Origin of the sequence: Streptomyces sp. NPDC021100 (assembly GCF_044333095.1) — a bacterium.
Classification (GTDB): domain Bacteria; phylum Actinomycetota; class Actinomycetes; order Streptomycetales; family Streptomycetaceae; genus Streptomyces.
Map to the genome: position 1 here is coordinate 20,230 of NZ_JBIRQH010000013.1, position 15,472 is coordinate 35,701.

General features: G+C 71.9%; 13 protein-coding genes. 10 read left to right on the forward strand and 3 right to left on the reverse strand.

What is annotated here, in order from left to right; genetic code table 11:
* The first annotated feature begins 236 nt into the window (after nucleotides 1-236).
* Nucleotides 237-2,969, forward strand: coding sequence for a pyruvate dehydrogenase (acetyl-transferring), homodimeric type (gene aceE / locus ACH4PU_RS22530; protein WP_398274806.1), 2,733 nt, complete (start codon nucleotides 237-239; stop codon nucleotides 2,967-2,969).
* A gap of 94 nt (nucleotides 2,970-3,063) precedes the next feature.
* Here aceE and ACH4PU_RS22535 read toward each other — a convergent pair whose 3' ends face one another.
* Nucleotides 3,064-4,659, reverse strand: a complete 1,596-nt coding sequence (locus ACH4PU_RS22535) for an MFS transporter (RefSeq protein WP_398274809.1) — start codon at nucleotides 4,657-4,659, stop codon at nucleotides 3,064-3,066.
* Nucleotides 4,660-4,775: 116 nt separating this feature from the next.
* Here ACH4PU_RS22535 and ACH4PU_RS22540 point away from each other — a divergent pair, with 116 nt between their 5' ends.
* The 5 genes from ACH4PU_RS22540 to ACH4PU_RS22560 all read left to right on the forward strand — a co-directional run bounded on the left by ACH4PU_RS22540 (nucleotide 4,776) and on the right by ACH4PU_RS22560 (nucleotide 9,901).
* Nucleotides 4,776-5,462, forward strand: a complete 687-nt coding sequence (locus ACH4PU_RS22540) for a TetR family transcriptional regulator (protein ID WP_398274812.1) — start codon at nucleotides 4,776-4,778, stop codon at nucleotides 5,460-5,462.
* 130 nt (nucleotides 5,463-5,592) lie between these two features.
* Nucleotides 5,593-6,822, forward strand: coding sequence for an alpha/beta hydrolase (locus ACH4PU_RS22545; RefSeq protein WP_398274815.1), 1,230 nt, complete (start codon nucleotides 5,593-5,595; stop codon nucleotides 6,820-6,822).
* Nucleotides 6,823-6,884: 62 nt separating this feature from the next.
* The gene (locus tag ACH4PU_RS22550) at nucleotides 6,885-7,754 is read left to right on the forward strand and encodes a DUF4429 domain-containing protein (RefSeq protein WP_398274818.1); all 870 of its coding nucleotides are present in this window, start codon (nucleotides 6,885-6,887) and stop codon (nucleotides 7,752-7,754) included.
* A 240-nt stretch (nucleotides 7,755-7,994) separates the two neighbouring features.
* Nucleotides 7,995-9,227 (forward strand): sensor histidine kinase, encoded by a 1,233-nt coding sequence (locus ACH4PU_RS22555; protein ID WP_398274821.1) that lies wholly within the window; start codon nucleotides 7,995-7,997, stop codon nucleotides 9,225-9,227.
* Complete coding sequence (locus ACH4PU_RS22560) at nucleotides 9,224-9,901, forward strand: response regulator transcription factor (protein ID WP_004946755.1); 678 nt, start codon at nucleotides 9,224-9,226, stop codon at nucleotides 9,899-9,901. Before ACH4PU_RS22555 ends, ACH4PU_RS22560 begins: the two co-directional genes overlap by 4 nt.
* On the opposite strand, the gene ACH4PU_RS22565 is transcribed toward ACH4PU_RS22560, so the two are convergent.
* Complete coding sequence (locus ACH4PU_RS22565; protein ID WP_398274825.1) at nucleotides 9,865-10,344, reverse strand: MerR family transcriptional regulator; 480 nt, start codon at nucleotides 10,342-10,344, stop codon at nucleotides 9,865-9,867. The two genes, ACH4PU_RS22560 and ACH4PU_RS22565, sit on opposite strands and share 37 nt — an antisense overlap.
* Nucleotides 10,345-10,484: 140 nt before the next feature.
* On the opposite strand from ACH4PU_RS22565, the gene ACH4PU_RS22570 reads away from it, so the two are divergent.
* The gene (locus tag ACH4PU_RS22570) at nucleotides 10,485-11,312 is read left to right on the forward strand and encodes a serine hydrolase domain-containing protein (RefSeq protein WP_398274828.1); all 828 of its coding nucleotides are present in this window, start codon (nucleotides 10,485-10,487) and stop codon (nucleotides 11,310-11,312) included.
* A gap of 182 nt (nucleotides 11,313-11,494) precedes the next feature.
* On the opposite strand, the gene ACH4PU_RS22575 is transcribed toward ACH4PU_RS22570, so the two are convergent.
* Nucleotides 11,495-12,160, reverse strand: coding sequence for a pirin family protein (locus tag ACH4PU_RS22575; RefSeq protein WP_398274830.1), 666 nt, complete (start codon nucleotides 12,158-12,160; stop codon nucleotides 11,495-11,497).
* Nucleotides 12,161-12,217: 57 nt separating this feature from the next.
* Between ACH4PU_RS22575 and ACH4PU_RS22580 the strand changes: the two genes are divergently transcribed.
* The 3 genes from ACH4PU_RS22580 (at nucleotide 12,218) to ACH4PU_RS22590 (ending at nucleotide 15,469) form a co-directional block, all read left to right on the forward strand.
* The gene (locus ACH4PU_RS22580; RefSeq protein ID WP_004946766.1) at nucleotides 12,218-13,393 is read left to right on the forward strand and encodes a CdaR family transcriptional regulator; all 1,176 of its coding nucleotides are present in this window, start codon (nucleotides 12,218-12,220) and stop codon (nucleotides 13,391-13,393) included.
* Between the two features lie 98 nt (nucleotides 13,394-13,491).
* Entirely contained in the window at nucleotides 13,492-14,439 is a 948-nt protein-coding gene (locus tag ACH4PU_RS22585; protein ID WP_398274834.1) for an ACP S-malonyltransferase, read from the forward strand.
* 13 nt (nucleotides 14,440-14,452) lie between these two features.
* Nucleotides 14,453-15,469: a ketoacyl-ACP synthase III gene (locus ACH4PU_RS22590; RefSeq protein WP_185940680.1), complete on the forward strand. Its 1,017-nt coding sequence runs from the start codon at nucleotides 14,453-14,455 to the stop codon at nucleotides 15,467-15,469.
* Nucleotides 15,470-15,472 lie beyond the last annotated feature (3 nt).

The following is a 15,472-nucleotide window of genomic DNA, read 5'->3' on the forward strand; positions in this document are numbered from 1 at the left end:
CGGCCGTACGCGAGGGACCCCCATAGGGGGCGTATGGTTGCGATTTGGCCGCCGCGTGGCGGCCGCCCTCCGACGCTTCGTCTACCGAGTGGTGGTTACCGCCCAGTAGAGATGACGTTTCCGTCGCCGCGGTCCACGATGGGAGCCGGCGCGACATAAGCGAAGACAGTATGTGACCGCGTGCGCAGCGACGATTGCGTACAGGACACGACACACCCGAACAGCGAAGGAACAGCGTGGCTTCCGGATCCGATCGCAACCCGATCATCATTGGCGGTCTTCCCAGCCAGGTCCCGGACTTCGATCCCGAAGAGACCCAGGAGTGGCTCGACTCGCTCGACGCGGCCGTCGACGAGCGGGGCCGGGAACGTGCCCGCTACCTCATGCTTCGCCTGATCGAACGGGCGCGCGAGAAGCGGGTGGCCGTGCCCGAGATGCGCAGCACGGACTACGTCAACACCATCGCGACCAAGGACGAGCCGTTCTTCCCCGGCAACGAGGAGATCGAGCGCAAGGTCCTCAACGCGACCCGGTGGAACGCGGCCGTGATGGTCTCCCGTGCCCAGCGCCCGGGGATCGGCGTCGGCGGTCACATCGCCACGTTCGCCTCCTCCGCCTCCCTGTACGACGTGGGCTTCAACCACTTCTTCCGGGGCAAGGACGAGGGCGACGGCGGCGACCAGATCTTCTTCCAGGGCCACGCCTCGCCGGGTGTCTACGCCCGCGCCTTCCTGCTGGACCGCCTCTCCGAGCAGCAGCTCGACGCCTTCCGCCAGGAGAAGTCGAAGGCCCCCTACGGCCTGTCGTCGTACCCGCACCCGCGGCTGATGCCGGACTTCTGGGAGTTCCCGACCGTCTCCATGGGCCTCGGCCCGCTGGGCGCGATCTACCAGGCCCGGATGAACCGCTACATGGAGTCGCGCGGCATCGCCGACACCTCCAAGTCGCACGTCTGGGCGTTCCTGGGCGACGGCGAGATGGACGAGCCGGAGTCGCTCGGCCAGCTGTCCCTGGCCGCGCGTGAGGGCCTGGACAACCTGACCTTCGTCGTCAACTGCAACCTGCAGCGCCTCGACGGCCCGGTGCGCGGCAACGGCAAGATCATGCAGGAGCTGGAGTCGCAGTTCCGCGGCGCCGGCTGGAACGTGATCAAGCTGGTGTGGGACCGCTCCTGGGACCCGCTGCTGGCCCAGGACCGCGACGGCATCCTGGTCAACAAGCTGAACAGCACCCCCGACGGCCAGTTCCAGACGTACGCCACCGAGACCGGTGCGTACATCCGCGAGCACTTCTTCGGCGACGACCACCGTCTCCGCAAGATGGTCGAGGGCATGTCCGACGACCAGATCCTGCACCTGGGCCGCGGCGGTCACGACCACAAGAAGATCTACGCGGCGTACGCGGCGGCCAAGGCCCACAAGGGCCAGCCGACCGTGATCCTCGCGCAGACGGTCAAGGGCTGGACCCTCGGTCCGAACTTCGAGGGCCGCAACGCGACCCACCAGATGAAGAAGCTGACGGTCGAGGACCTCAAGCGCTTCCGTGACCGCCTCCACATCCCGATCGCCGACAAGGAGCTGGAGTCCGGCCTGCCGCCGTACTACCACCCGGGTCGCGACTCGGAGGAGATCCAGTACATGCACGACCGCCGCAAGGCGCTCGGCGGCTACGTACCCTCCCGTGTGGACCGCTCCAAGCCGCTGAACCTGCCCGGCGACAAGGCGTACGCGCCGATCAAGAAGGGCTCCGGCCAGCAGTCGATCGCCACCACCATGGCGTTCGTCCGCCTGCTCAAGGACCTGATGCGGGACAAGGAGATCGGCAAGCGCTTCGTGCCGATCGCCCCGGACGAGTACCGCACCTTCGGCATGGACTCGCTGTTCCCCTCGGCGAAGATCTACAACCCGCTGGGCCAGCAGTACGAGGCCGTGGACCGCGAGCTGCTGCTCGCGTACAAGGAGTCCCCGACCGGCCAGATGCTGCACGACGGCATCTCCGAGGCGGGCTGCACCGCGTCGCTGATCGCGGCCGGTTCCGCGTACGCCACGCACGGCGAGCCGCTGATCCCGATCTACGTCTTCTACTCGATGTTCGGGTTCCAGCGCACCGGCGACCAGTTCTGGCAGATGGCCGACCAGCTCGCGCGCGGTTTCGTCCTGGGCGCGACCGCCGGCCGGACCACCCTGACGGGTGAGGGCCTCCAGCACGCGGACGGCCACTCGCACCTGCTGGCCTCCACCAACCCGGCCGTCGTCGCGTACGACCCGGCGTTCGGCTACGAGATCGCGCACATCGTGCAGGACGGTCTGCGGAGGATGTACGGCGAGAACGCCGAGGACATCTTCTACTACCTGACGGTCTACAACGAGCCGATCCAGCACCCGGCCGAGCCGGAGAACGTGGACGCCGAGGGCATCCTCAAGGGTCTGTACCGCTACAAGGCGGCCGAGGCCGGCGCCATCCCGGCGCAGATCCTCGCCTCCGGTGTGGCCGTGCCGTGGGCGATCGAGGCCCAGAAGATCCTCGCCGAGGAGTGGAACGTCAAGGCGGACGTCTGGTCGGCGACCTCCTGGAACGAGCTGCGCCGCGACGCCATCGCGGTGGAGGAGCACAACCTGCTCCACCCGGAGGAGGAGCAGCGCGTCCCGTACGTGACGAAGAAGCTCTCCGGCGCCGAGGGTCCGAAGGTGGCCGTGTCCGACTGGATGCGTGCCGTTCCCGACCAGATCGCGCGCTGGGTGCCGGGCACGTACCAGTCGCTGGGTGCCGACGGCTTCGGCTTCGCGGACACCCGTGGCGCGGCCCGTCGTTTCTTCCACATCGACGCGCAGTCGATCGTCCTGGGCGTGCTCACCGAGCTCGCCAAGGAGGGCAAGGTCGACCGTTCGGCGCTGAAGCAGGCGATCGACCGCTACCAGCTGCTCGACGTGGCTGCGGCCGACCCGGGCGCCGCGGGCGGCGACGCGTAAGGGTCGTCCCTCAGGACACCTGAGACACCCGAAGGGGCCCCGGCCGGTGAGAACCGGCCGGGGCCCCTTCGCTCGTTCGGGCTATTCATGAGCGTCAGATGTGCGCGGCGCCCTGGGCGGCCTCGGCGTTCTCGCCGCGCCGGGTGAGCAGGGCGAGCAGGGCGGCGACGACGGAGACGCAGCCGGCGACGAGGAACGAGGTGTTCATCCCGGAGACGAAGGTCTCGTGCGCGGCCCCGGCGATCTTCCCGGCGATCTCCGGCGGGGTGCCCTTGGGCACCGGCGGGACGCCGACCTCGACCACGGCGGAGGCCGCGTCCTTCTGCTCCTTCGTCAGCGGCGGCAGCCCGGCGGCGGCCCACTTCTCCGGCAGCTCGTGCCCGACGCGCGAGGCCATGACTGCGCCGAGGACGGCCGTCCCGAGGGTGCCGCCGACCTGCATGGACCCCTGCTGGAGGCCGCCGGCCAGGCCCGCGTGCTCCAAGGGCGCGTTGCCGACGATGACCTCGGTGGCGCCGACCATGACCGGGGCCAGGCCGATACCGAAGAGGGCGAACCAGACGGACATCAGGCCGGTGCCCGAGTCCGCCTTCAGGGCGGACATGCCGAAGCAGGCGACGGCGGTGCAGACCATGCCGGCGAACAGCGGGATGCGCGGGCCGATGCGGCCGATCAGCGCGCCGGCCACCGGGGAGCACACGATCAGCATCCCGGTGAGCGGCAGCAGGTGCAGACCCGCGTTCACGGGCGTCATCCCGTGCACGTTCTGCAGGTAGAAGGTGACGTAGAACAGGGCGCCCATGAAGGAGAAGGCCATCAGGACGATGAGGGCCGCGCCGGCGGAGAGCGGCACGGAGCGGAAGAGCTTCATCGGCAGCAGAGGTTCGCGCACCCGGTTCTGCCAGAGGACGAAGACGACGAAGCCCAGCAGCGCCGCCCCCAGGAAGATCAGGGTCTTGGCGTCGCCCCACTGCCACGTGGGCGCCTTGATGAGGGCCCAGACGAGGCAGAACATCGCGCCGGAGAGCAGCGCGATGCCGAGGAGGTCGAAGGAGCGGGGGGCGTTCTCGGCCCGGTGGTCCTTGAGGATGAGCAGCCCGAGGACCAGTGCCAGCACGCCGACGGGCACGTTGATGAAGAAGACGGACTGCCAGTTCACGTGCTCGACCAGCAGCCCGCCGACGATCGGCCCGCCCGCGGTGGACGCGCCGATGACCATGCCCCAGAGGCCGATCGCCATGTTGAGCTTCTCGGGCGGGAAGGTGGCCCGCAGCATGCCGAGCGCGGCCGGCATCAGCAGCGCGCCGCAGAGGCCCTGGAGCACCCGGAAGGCGACGACCATCGACACGCTTCCGGAGAGGGCGATGAGTCCCGAGGCGGCGGCGAATCCGGTGGTACCGATGAGGAAGATCAGGCGGTGCCCGAAGCGGTCGCCCAGCTTGCCGGCCGTGATCAGCGCGACCGCGAGGGCGAGGAGGTAGGCGTTGGTGATCCATTGGACGTCGGCGAGCGAGGCGTCCAGGTCCTTCTGGATGGCCGGGTTGGCGATGGCGACGATCGTGCCGTCGAGCGCGACCATCATCACGCCCATCGCGACCGTCACAAGAGTCAGCCAGGGATGTCCCCGCAGTCCACTCCGGGGCCCGAGGTCCGGCGGCGTCGCGTCCGCGACGGTGGTCTGAGACGTCATGCACCGAGATTATGGCAGGTGCTGACAATTGACAAACGGCATCATGAGTCGTTATCTGACAACTTGTCCAGAGCACTATTCTGACCAGCGGAAACACCGAGCAGAGGCAGGGATCCATGCAGGCGATCGACGGCGTTGCGGAGCGTGAGGCGCTCCCCGGACTGCGGGAACGCAAGAAGCAGCGGACACGGAACGCCCTGACGCGGCACGCCCTGGAGCTGTTCGCCCGCCAGGGGTACGACGGCACCACCGTCGACGAGATCGCCGAGGCCGCCGACGTCTCCCAGCGCACCTTCTTCCGCTACTTCGCCAACAAGGAGGAGGTCGCGCTCGCCCTCCAGGAGATCGAGGAGGCCGTCGCGCTCGCCGCCCTGGAGAACCGCCCGCAGGAGGAGCCGCCGCTCACCGCGATGTGCCAGGCGGCCATGGCCACCTGGGACGCGATGGGCCCCGCCATCGAGGCCGTCGTCCCGCTCGAACTGCACCTGGCCACCCAGCGCCTGATCGAGTCGACCCCGCAGCTGCTGGCCGCCCGGCTGCGCCGCCTCGGCCACTTCGAGGACCGGCTGGCGGCCGTGATCGCCCGCCGCGAGGACGTCGACCTGGCCGCCGACCCCCGGCCGCGGGTCCTGGTCGCCGCGTGCAGCGGGGTGCTGCGGGCCGCCTCCAGGGTCTGGGGGGAGAAGGAGGACGGCGAGCTCGACGATCTGCTCCGCCTGGTCACGGACTACCTCGGCCTGCTCGGCCCGGCCCTGACGGACGCCTGGCGGCCCCCGACGGAGAGCGGCCCGGGCCCCAGGTGACCCCTGGGGCGCCGCCCGGCGTCGGAGCGGGGTGAGCCAACGCACGTATGTCCAACGCCACTCGCGATCAAACGTGATCCGCGTCACTGTCTTGGCGAACGCGCCGCCCCGTCTCCTAGGGTGGTCCGCGGTGACTTCCTTCCCGGAGCTCGGCTCTCCCTCCTCGCCGTGGACGAACACGGCCACGGTCTGGCGCGCGCTGCTCGCGCTCACCGTGGTCTTCGTCATGCTCGCCACGACCGGCTGGACCGCCGTCCGCGGCCGCGGCGGTGCGGCCGACCCGCGCCGCGCGGCACTGACCGCGTGGCTGCACGGCAGCGTCGCCGGGCACCCGCTCCCGTCCCCCTACGCGGACCCGGGCGTGCTCGGACGCTTCTTCGCCACGCTCTCCGGCACCGACCGCACCCGGCTCGCCGACCGCTACCCCCTCGTCGTCGGCAACCTCAACGGCGCCCCCCTGTCCCTCCGGTACCGCGCCAACCGGACGGCGCTCACTCAGGCCCGTACGGTCGAGGAGCACCGCACCCGCGACAACGGCCTCACCCCGGCCGGCCGCTACGAGGCCAAGCGGCGCATGCACCGCTTCGACTCGCTGCTCTCCCACGACCGGCAGATCCTCGCCTTCGACCCGAGCGGCAGCGGACGGGCCGCGGAGGTCCTCGGCGACCTCGAACGCGCCGAGCGCGTCTCCGTCGTGGTGCCCGGTGTCGATACGAACGTCCTTACGTTCGAGAAGAGCGGACGTCCGTACGCCGCCCCCGTCGGGATGGCCGACGCCCTCTACACCACCGAGCGCAGCATCCGCCCCGCCGCCCGTACCGCCGTCATCGCCTGGGCCGACTACACCTCCCCCGCCGGCGTGGGGGTGGACGCGGCCACCGGCAAGCTCGCCGCCGAAGGCGCGCTGCGGCTCCGCGCCCTGGTGCGCGGACTGCCCGGCGGCTCCTCCGTCTCCCTCTTCTGCCACAGCTACGGCTCGGTGGTGTGCGGCGTCGCCGCCCGCGACCTCGACCCCCGGGTCACCGACATCGCCGTCGCCGGCAGCCCCGGCATGCGCGCCCGGCACGTCTCCGACCTGCACACCAGCGCCCGGATATGGGCCATGCGCGACGCCGACGACTGGATCGGGGACGTCCCGCACCTGGAGGTCGGCGGCCTCGGCCACGGCGCCGACCCCGTGTCCTCCGGATTCGGCGCCCGCCTGCTCTCCGCCGCCGACGCCGACGGGCACGCCGGCTACTTCGCCCCCGGCACCGTCAGCCTCGCCAACTTCGCCCGCCTGGGCACCGGCGACACCAGCGGAATCCGCTGCTCCCCGTCCGACACCGACTGCGCCGCCGGCACCACCGTCCCCCGCTGACGCATGACGCGCGTAGCTCCGGAGGGGGGACGCGCGGGCGGGCGCCGCATACGATGACCCGCATGGGTGATGTGCTGGCCGGTTTCCACACCGTCTGGGAGTTCGACACCGACTCCGTGCTCATCCGCTTCGAACGGGGGATCCGGACACCGAAGCTGCTCCAGGCGCTCGGTGAACGGCGCATCCCCTACGAGGCGCTCGCGGCGGTCGAACACGTGCCGGGCAGACGCGGCACGGTGGTGCTGCGCGCCGTGCCCCGGCCCGGCGCCGATCCGCTGATGGACGCCGCCGACGGCCAGCTCAAGGAGGGCACCGACCCGTACCGGCTGGTCCTGCCCGCCGAGCGGGCCACCCTCGCCGAGTACTACGCCGAGGAGATACGCACCGCGCTCGGCCCCGACGCGGCCGAACCCGCGGAACACCCCCTCGTCGTCGCCCCCGAGCCGCCGCGCTCCTTCAAGGCATACGACGGCCGGGCCACCTTCGACGGCCGGACCGTCGCCTTCCGCTGGTTCTGGTCCGGCGCGACCTCCGCCAAGTGGAAGGCCGGCGACCAGCGCTTCGCCGTAGGCGAACTCGCCGACGTCCAATGGCGCTCACCCGACCTCATGGGCGGCCACCTCCGCCTCGTCCTCCGCGACCCGGAACGGCCCGCCCCCGGGCAGGCGGACCAGGACCCGGCGTCGGTGGTGTTCGGGATGGGGTACGGGCCCGTGCACGAGTCCTTGCCGTTCGCGGCGGCGGTGCTCCAGTCGGTGCGGGCGTCGTCTCCCGTGCCGGTGGCGCCGTCTCCGGCTCCGTCCCCCGCCGCGCGGCCGGATCCCGGCGCGATCGCGGACCGGATCCGGCATCTTGGGGATCTGCACTCGGCGGGATTGCTGACGGATGACGAATTCAGCGCGAAGAAGGCGGAGTTGCTCGCGGAGCTTTAGGGGGCCCTTCGGGAGGGGGTGCCCCGGTCCCGCCCCTTCGCCGTTTCCCGGGGCTGCGCCCCGGACCCCCTTGTCCTCAAACGCCGGACGGGCTGGATAGCCCGTCCGGCGTTTGAGGACCTCGCGGCGAAGCCGCGATGCCGGGGGTCCGGGGCCCTCCCCGGGAAACGGCGAAGGGGCGGGACCGAGGCACAGCCCGCCGCAGGCGCCCCACCCGCCTCCCCTTACCCTGAGCGAGCCATGCCCAAAGCCTCGCTCCGCCACCGCCTCCCCCACGCCTTCGCAGCCCTCCTCACAGCGATCCTCCTCCCGGTCACGGCCACGATCCTCCCCAACGACTACGGCGTACACCCGGGCCTGGCCCTGCTCTACGCCGTACTCGAAACGGGCCCCCTCCTCCTCGCCGTCCGCAAACCCCTCCTCGCCTGGACGATCACCCTCACCGCCGGCACCGCCTGCGCCCTCACCGTCCCCCCGCAAGCGGCACCGCACGGCGTCTGGCCCTGGCCCCCCACCCTCCTCATCGCCTACCTCCCGATGCTGTTCTTCCTGGGCCTGCGGGCACGCGCCCGCACGATGCTGGCGGTCTGGGCCGTCTACACGGCCCTGAGCTACGGCTTCGACGCGGCCGACCCGCAGCGCAGCAACGGCAGCTGGCTGATCGTGACGCTGCTCGGCGGCACGCTGCTGCTGCTCGGCGGGGCGTTGCAGAAGAGCGACCGGGCGCAGCGCGCCCTCGACGAGCAGGCGACGATCAGCGAGGCCGAGCGGGCCCGCCGCACGCTGCTGGAGGAGCGCGCGCGGATCGCCCGCGAGCTGCACGACGTCGTCGCCCACCACATGTCGGTGATCACCGTGCAGGCGGACAGCGCGCCGTACCGCATCGCCGGCCTGCCGCCGGAGGCCACCGAGGAGTTCGGCACGATCGCCGCCACCGCGCGCGAGTCGCTGAGCGAGATGCGCCGGCTGCTGGGCGTGCTGCGCAGCGAGGACGCGGGGCAGGGCGGCGGGGAGCGGACCCCGCAGCCCGGGGTGGACCGGGTCGGGCAGCTGGTCGAGGCGACGGTACGGGCCGGGCAGCCGGTGGAGCTGACCGTCGAACGGGAGGCGTTGCCGGAGCAGCTGCCGCAGGCCGTGGACCTGTCGGCGTACCGCATCGTCCAGGAGGCCCTGGCCAACGCCGTCCGGCACGCGCCGGGTGCCGACACCCGCGTCTCGGTCGCGGCGGACGCCGACGGGCTGACCGTCCTCGTCGTCAACGCCCCCGCCGGCCGCCCGCACGTCCCGCTGGAGACCACCGGCACCGGCCACGGCCTGGTGGGCATGCGCGAGCGCGTCCGCCTGGTCGGCGGCACCCTCGACACCGGTCCCCTGCCGGACGGCGGTTTCCGGGTGGCGGCCCGGCTGCCGTACGCGGCGGAAGCACCGGACACCGTCACCGAACCGACAGCGAAGGAACCCCCGGCCGCATGACCATCAAGGTGATCATCGTCGACGACCAGGCGATGGTGCGGGCGGGCTTCGCCGCCCTGCTCGCCGCCCAGCCCGACATCGACGTGGTCGGGGACGCCCCCGACGGCGTCCGGGGCGTGGAGCTGAGCCGCACTGTCCACCCGGACGTGGTGCTGATGGACGTCCGCATGCCGGAGATGGACGGCCTGGAGGCCGCCCGCCGCCTCCTCGACCCTCCGCCCGGCGTCGTCCACCGCCCCAAGGTGCTGATGCTGACCACCTTCGACGTGGACGACTACGTCTACGAGGCGCTGCGCGCCGGCGCCTCCGGCTTCCTCCTCAAGGACGCCCCGCCGGCCGACCTCATCTCGGCGGTCCGGGTGGTGGCGGCCGGCGAGGCGCTGCTCGCGCCGTCGGTGACGCGCCGCCTCATCGCGGACTTCGCCCGGCAGCGGCCCGCCCCGCGCCGGGACCGCTCACTGCGGCTGAAGGGCCTGACGCCGCGTGAGACGGAGGTACTGGAGCTGATCGCCCGCGGGCTGTCCAACCAGGAGATCGCCGGCTCGCTGGTGCTGGCGGAGCAGACGGTGAAGACGCACATCGGGCGGGTACTGGCGAAGCTGGGGCTGCGCGACCGGGCCCAGGCGGTGATCTTCGCCTATGAGTCGGGCCTGGTGAAGCCAGGGGCGGCGTAGCGCTCCTCGTTGGCCCGGCGGGCCTCCGCGTACCGGTCGATCTTGTGGTCGAGGACGTCGAGCGTGCTCCTGAGCTCGGCCATCCGCCGCCGGACGTCCTCGCGGTGCGCGCTCAGCAGCCGTTCGCGCTCGGCGACCGTCTCCTCGCCCTCGCGGACGAGTTCGGCGTAGCGGACCATGTCCGCCACCGGCATCCCGGTCAGCCGCAGCTTGCCGACCAGGTCGAGCCAGTCCAGGTCGCGGTCGGTGTAGCGGCGCTGGCCGGTGTGGGAGCGGTCGACGTGCGGCATCAGGCCGATCCGCTCGTACCAGCGCAGGGTGTGGGCGGACAGTCCGGTGTACGCGGCCACCTCGCCGATCGTGTACCGGCCGCGGCCGGCGCCCCGGACGCGGCGCCCGGTCTCGGCCGGTGCTCCTGCCGGTGCGGTATCCATGACGGTCATACGGTGTCTCCCCCTCGTGTCCCGGCGGTCCCTTCCGGCACCCTGTTCACTCCTGGGCAACGCCGAAGCGGTGCGCCGCACTCCGCACCCCCGGATCCTTGACGGAATCTTGGACCGGCGGGGCGGGTTAGGCTCGTCCCATGGAGAGCCTGCAGAGCCTGCGGAAGATCGAGAACTGGCCGGTGCCGACCGCCGCGGCGGCCGTCGTACGGGCCGACGGGACGGTGGCCGGGACGCACGGACCGACCGCGCACCGCTTCGCCCTGGCCTCGGTCACCAAACCGCTCGCCGCCTACGCCGCGCTCATCGCCGTCGAGGAGGGCGCGGTCGAACTCGACGAGCCCGCCGGGCCGGCCGGCTCCACGGTCCGTCATCTCCTCGCCCACACCTCAGGACTGGCCTTCGACGAGCACCGCCCGGCGGCCGAGCCCGGCACCCGGCGGCTCTACTCCAACGCCGGCTTCGAGGTCCTCGGTGACCACATCGCCAAGGCGACGGACATCCCGTTCGCCGAGTACCTCCGCCAGGCGGTCCTGGAACCCCTCGGCATGACCGCCACCGACCTCCCCGGCTCCCCCGCCAAGGACGGTGTCTCGACGGTGGACGACCTCGTGCGCTTCGCCGCGGAGTTGCAGGCACCGCGGCTGCTCTCGCGCGAGACGCTGGCCGAGGCGACGACGGTCGTCTTCCCCGGCGTCACCGGTGTGCTGCCCGGGTACGGCCACCAGCGGCCCAACGACTGGGGGTTGGGGTTCGAGTTGCGGGACGGCAAGTCGCCGCACTGGACGGGTTCGCTCAACTCGCCGTCTACGTACGGCCACTTCGGGCAGTCCGGGACGTTCCTGTGGGTCGACCCGGCGGCGGGGGCGGCGTGCGTCGCCTTGACGGACCGGGACTTCGGGGCGTGGGCGGTGGAGGTGTGGCCGGCGTTGTCCGACGCGGTGCTCGCCGAAATCGGCGGGAAGTAGCCCCGGTCCCGCCCTTTCACCGTTTCGTGCGGGGGCCAGCCCCCGCACCCCCGCAGCGCGCTGCGCGCGCTGTCCTCAAGCGCCGGACGGGCTATATAGCCCGTCCGGCGCTTGAGGACGAGCGGCGAAGCCGCGACAAGCGGGGTCTGGGGCGCAGCCCCAGGAAACGGCGAAAGGGCGGGTCAGGGGCACCACACCAAAACCTCAGCCCCACCCCCCACCGCAACCACGTCCAACCCCGGAGCACCAAGCACCCGAGCCGCATCCCCCACCACAAGCTCCTCAGCCTCCAGCCGTACAACTCCCCGCACCACGTGCATGTACAGCCACTCCCCCGCAGGCAAGGCGAGCCGCTCGCCGGCCCGCGGCCGCAGCACGTGCAGCGCGGCACCCGCGTTCGAGACCGTCAGCACAACCCCGTCGCGCACGGAACGCGCCACCTCGTACGCCGGCGCCCCACCGCCCTCGACCGGATCCAGCCACATCTGAACGAACCGCAGCGGCACCCCGGAAGCATTGCGTTCCACATGCCGCACCCCCGCCCCCGCACTCAACCACTGCACGTCACCAGGACGGACCGTCACGACATGCCCGGCCGAGTCCTCGTGCGTCAGCTCCCCTTCCACCACCCACGTGACGATCTCCACATCCCGGTGCGGATGCTCGTCGAACCCCGCACCCGGCGCGAGCGACTCCTCGTTGCAGGCGATCAGGGGGCCGAAGCGCACGTTGTCGGGGTCGTAGAAACCGGAGAAGGAGAAGGCGTGCCGGGTCTCGATGCCGGCCTCCGGGTCGCCGCCCCGGTACCGTTCCGCCGCCCGCCGCACCTGGATCCGCGCCTCGATCATCGGGCTACGGTAGCCCGGCCGCCCCGTGGCGCACCCGAATAGGGCAGGCTTGTCCCCGTGCCTGAATCCGCCGCTCACCCACCGCATCCGCACAGCGCCACCCTGCGCAACCTGGAGAAGTCGTCCGGGACCCTGGCCGCCGCCGCCATCGCCAGGATGGACGCGCAGCTTCCGTGGTACCGGGCGATGCCGCCGGAGAACCGTTCGTGGATCGGGCTGGTGGCCCAGGCCGGCATCGCGGCCTTCACGGAGTGGTTCCGGCATCCGGAGACCCCGCAGGCGATCAGTACCGACGTCTTCGGGACCGCGCCCCGCGAGCTGACCCGGGCGATCACTTTGCGCCAGACCGTGGAGATGGTCCGGACGACGATCGAGGTCATGGAGTCGGCGATCGACGAGGTCGCCGCGCCGGGTGACGAGTCGGCGCTGCGGGAGGCGCTGCTCGTCTACGCCCGGGAGATCGCCTTCGCCACCGCGCAGGTGTACGCGCAGGCCGCGGAGGCGCGCGGCGCCTGGGACGCCCGGCTGGAGTCGCTGGTGGTCAACGCCGTGCTGTCGGGCGAGGCGGACGAAGGGGTGCTGTCCCGGGCCGCGGCGCTGGGCTGGAACTCGCCGGCGCACGTCGCGGTGGTGCTGGGGACGGCGCCGAACGGCGACAGCGAGCTGACCGTGGAGGCCATCCGGCGGGCGTCCCGGCACGCCAAGCTCCAGGTGCTGACCGGGGTGCTGGGCACCCGCCTGGTGGTGATCGCCGGGGGCAGCGACAACCCGCTGCAGGCCGCGAAGGCGCTGATCGGGCCGTTCGCCGCCGGGCCGGTGGTGGCCGGTCCCGTCGTCCCCGATCTGCTGGCGGCGACCCGCTCCGCGCAGGCGGCCGCCGCGGGCCTGAAGGCGTGCGCGGCCTGGCCGGACGCCCCCCGCCCGGTGCTCGCCGACGATCTCCTGCCGGAGCGGGCGATGGCCGGTGATCCTGTGGCGCGGGTGCAGTTGGTGGAGGAGATCTACAGACCGCTGGAGGAGGCGGGTTCGGCGCTGCTGGAGACGCTGAGCGTCTACCTGGAGCAGGCGAGCAGCCTGGAGGGCGCGGCACGAATGCTGTTCGTCCACCCAAACACCGTGCGGTACCGGCTCCGACGTGTGACGGACGTCACCGGATGGTCACCCTCCGATGTCCGCTCGGCCTTCACCCTCCGCATCGCGCTGATCCTGGGGCGTCTGGCCGACACCGAGTGACAGCCGTAGGCTTTTGTGGAACGCAAACAATTCCCCTGACGGTTCTTCGTCCCTGTCCCCACGGGTGACCGAACCCGTCCACGAGAGAGAGTGTGAGGGTGCTCGTACTCGTCGCTCCCGGCCAGGGCGCTCAGACGCCCGGCTTCCTGACCCCCTGGCTCGACCTTCCCGGTGTCGCCGACCGCCTGCGGGGCTGGTCGGAGGCCATCGACCTGGACCTCGTCCACTACGGCACGGACGCCGGTGAGGATGAGATCCGAGACACCGCCGTCGCCCAGCCGCTGCTGGTCGCCGCCGCGCTGGTGTCCGCGGGTCAGCTCTTCCCCACCGGCGACGACGTCGCCCGGCTGGTGGGCGCCACCGCCGGGCACAGCGTCGGCGAGCTCGCCGCGGCCGCCCTGGCGGGCGTGCTGTCCGAGCGGGACGCGCTGCTGCTCGTCCGCAAGCGGGGCCTGGCGATGGCCGAGGCCGCCGCCGTCACCGAGACGGGCATGTCGGCGCTGCTGGGCGGGGAGGCCGACGTCGTCCTCCCGCATCTGGAGAAGCTCGGCCTGACCCCGGCGAACGTCAACGGCGCCGGTCAGATCGTCGCCGCCGGTACCATGGAACAGCTGGCGGCGCTCGCCGCGGACAAGCCCGAGGGCACCCGCCGCGTCGTACCGCTGAAGGTCGCGGGCGCCTTCCACACCGAGCACATGGCCCCGGCGGTCTCCGTCCTGGAGGCCGAGGCCCGCGAGCTGGAGCCGGCCGGTCCGCGTACCCGCTACGTCTCCAACCGCGACGGAGCGGTGGTGGCGGACGGCGCCGAGGTCGTGGCGCGGCTGGTCGGCCAGGTGGCCAACCCGGTCCGCTGGGACCTGTGCATGGAGACCTTCAAGGAGCTGGGCGTCACGGCGATCATCGAAGCGGCCCCCGGCGGCACCCTGACGGGCATCGCCAAGCGCGCCCTGCCGGGTGTGAAGACGCTGGCCCTGAAGACGCCGGCGGACCTGGACGCCGCCCGCGAGCTGATCGCCGAGCACGCCACCGACTCTTCGGTCGCGTAAGGAGCCCCCGGACATGACTGCCAAGATCAAGCCCTCCAAGGGCGCGCCGTACGCGCGCATCATGGGCGTCGGCGGCTACCGCCCGGTGCGCGTGGTGCCCAATGAGGAGATCCTCAAGCGCATCGACTCGTCGGACGAGTGGATCCGCTCCCGCTCCGGCATCGCCACCCGGCACTGGGCCGGCCCCGAGGAGACGGTGGCCACCATGTCGGTGGAGGCCGCGGGCAAGGCCATCGCCGCCGCCGGGATCGCCCCGGAGCAGATCGGTGCCGTGCTGGTCTCGACGGTGTCGCACTTCAAGCAGACCCCGGCCATCGCCACCGAGATCGCCCACCGGATCGGCGCCGGCAAGCCGGCCGCCTTCGACATCTCCGCCGGCTGCGCGGGCTTCGGCTACGGCCTGACCATGGCCAAGGCCCTGGTCACGGACGGCTCGGCCGAGTACGTGCTGGTCATCGGCGTCGAGCGGCTGTCGGACCTGACGGACCTCGACGACCGTTCCACCGCGTTCCTGTTTGGCGACGGCGCGGGCGCCGTGGTCGTGGGCCCCGCGCAGGAGCCGGCCATCGGCCCGACGGTGTGGGGCTCGGAGGGCGACAAGGCGGAGACCATCCGGCAGAACCTGCCGTGGGACGTCTACCGCGAGAGCAGCGAGGTCCGCACCGAGGTCCGCTTCCCGGCCATCACGCAGGAGGGCCAGGCGGTGTTCCGCTGGGCCGTCTTCGAGATGGCGAAGATCGCCCAGCAGGCGCTGGACGAGGCCGGGATCACCGCCGACGACCTGGACGTCTTCATTCCGCACCAGGCGAACATGCGGATCATCGACTCGATGGTCAAAACGCTGAAGCTGCCGGAGAATGTCGTGGTCGCCCGGGACGTGGAGACCACCGGCAACACCTCGGCGGCCTCCATCCCGCTGGCCATGGAGCGCCTCCTGGCCACCGGGGCGGCGAAGAGCGGCGACACCGCGCTGCTCATCGGCTTCGGGGCGGGTCTCGTGTTCGCCGCGACGGTCGTTACCCTCCCCTAGGCG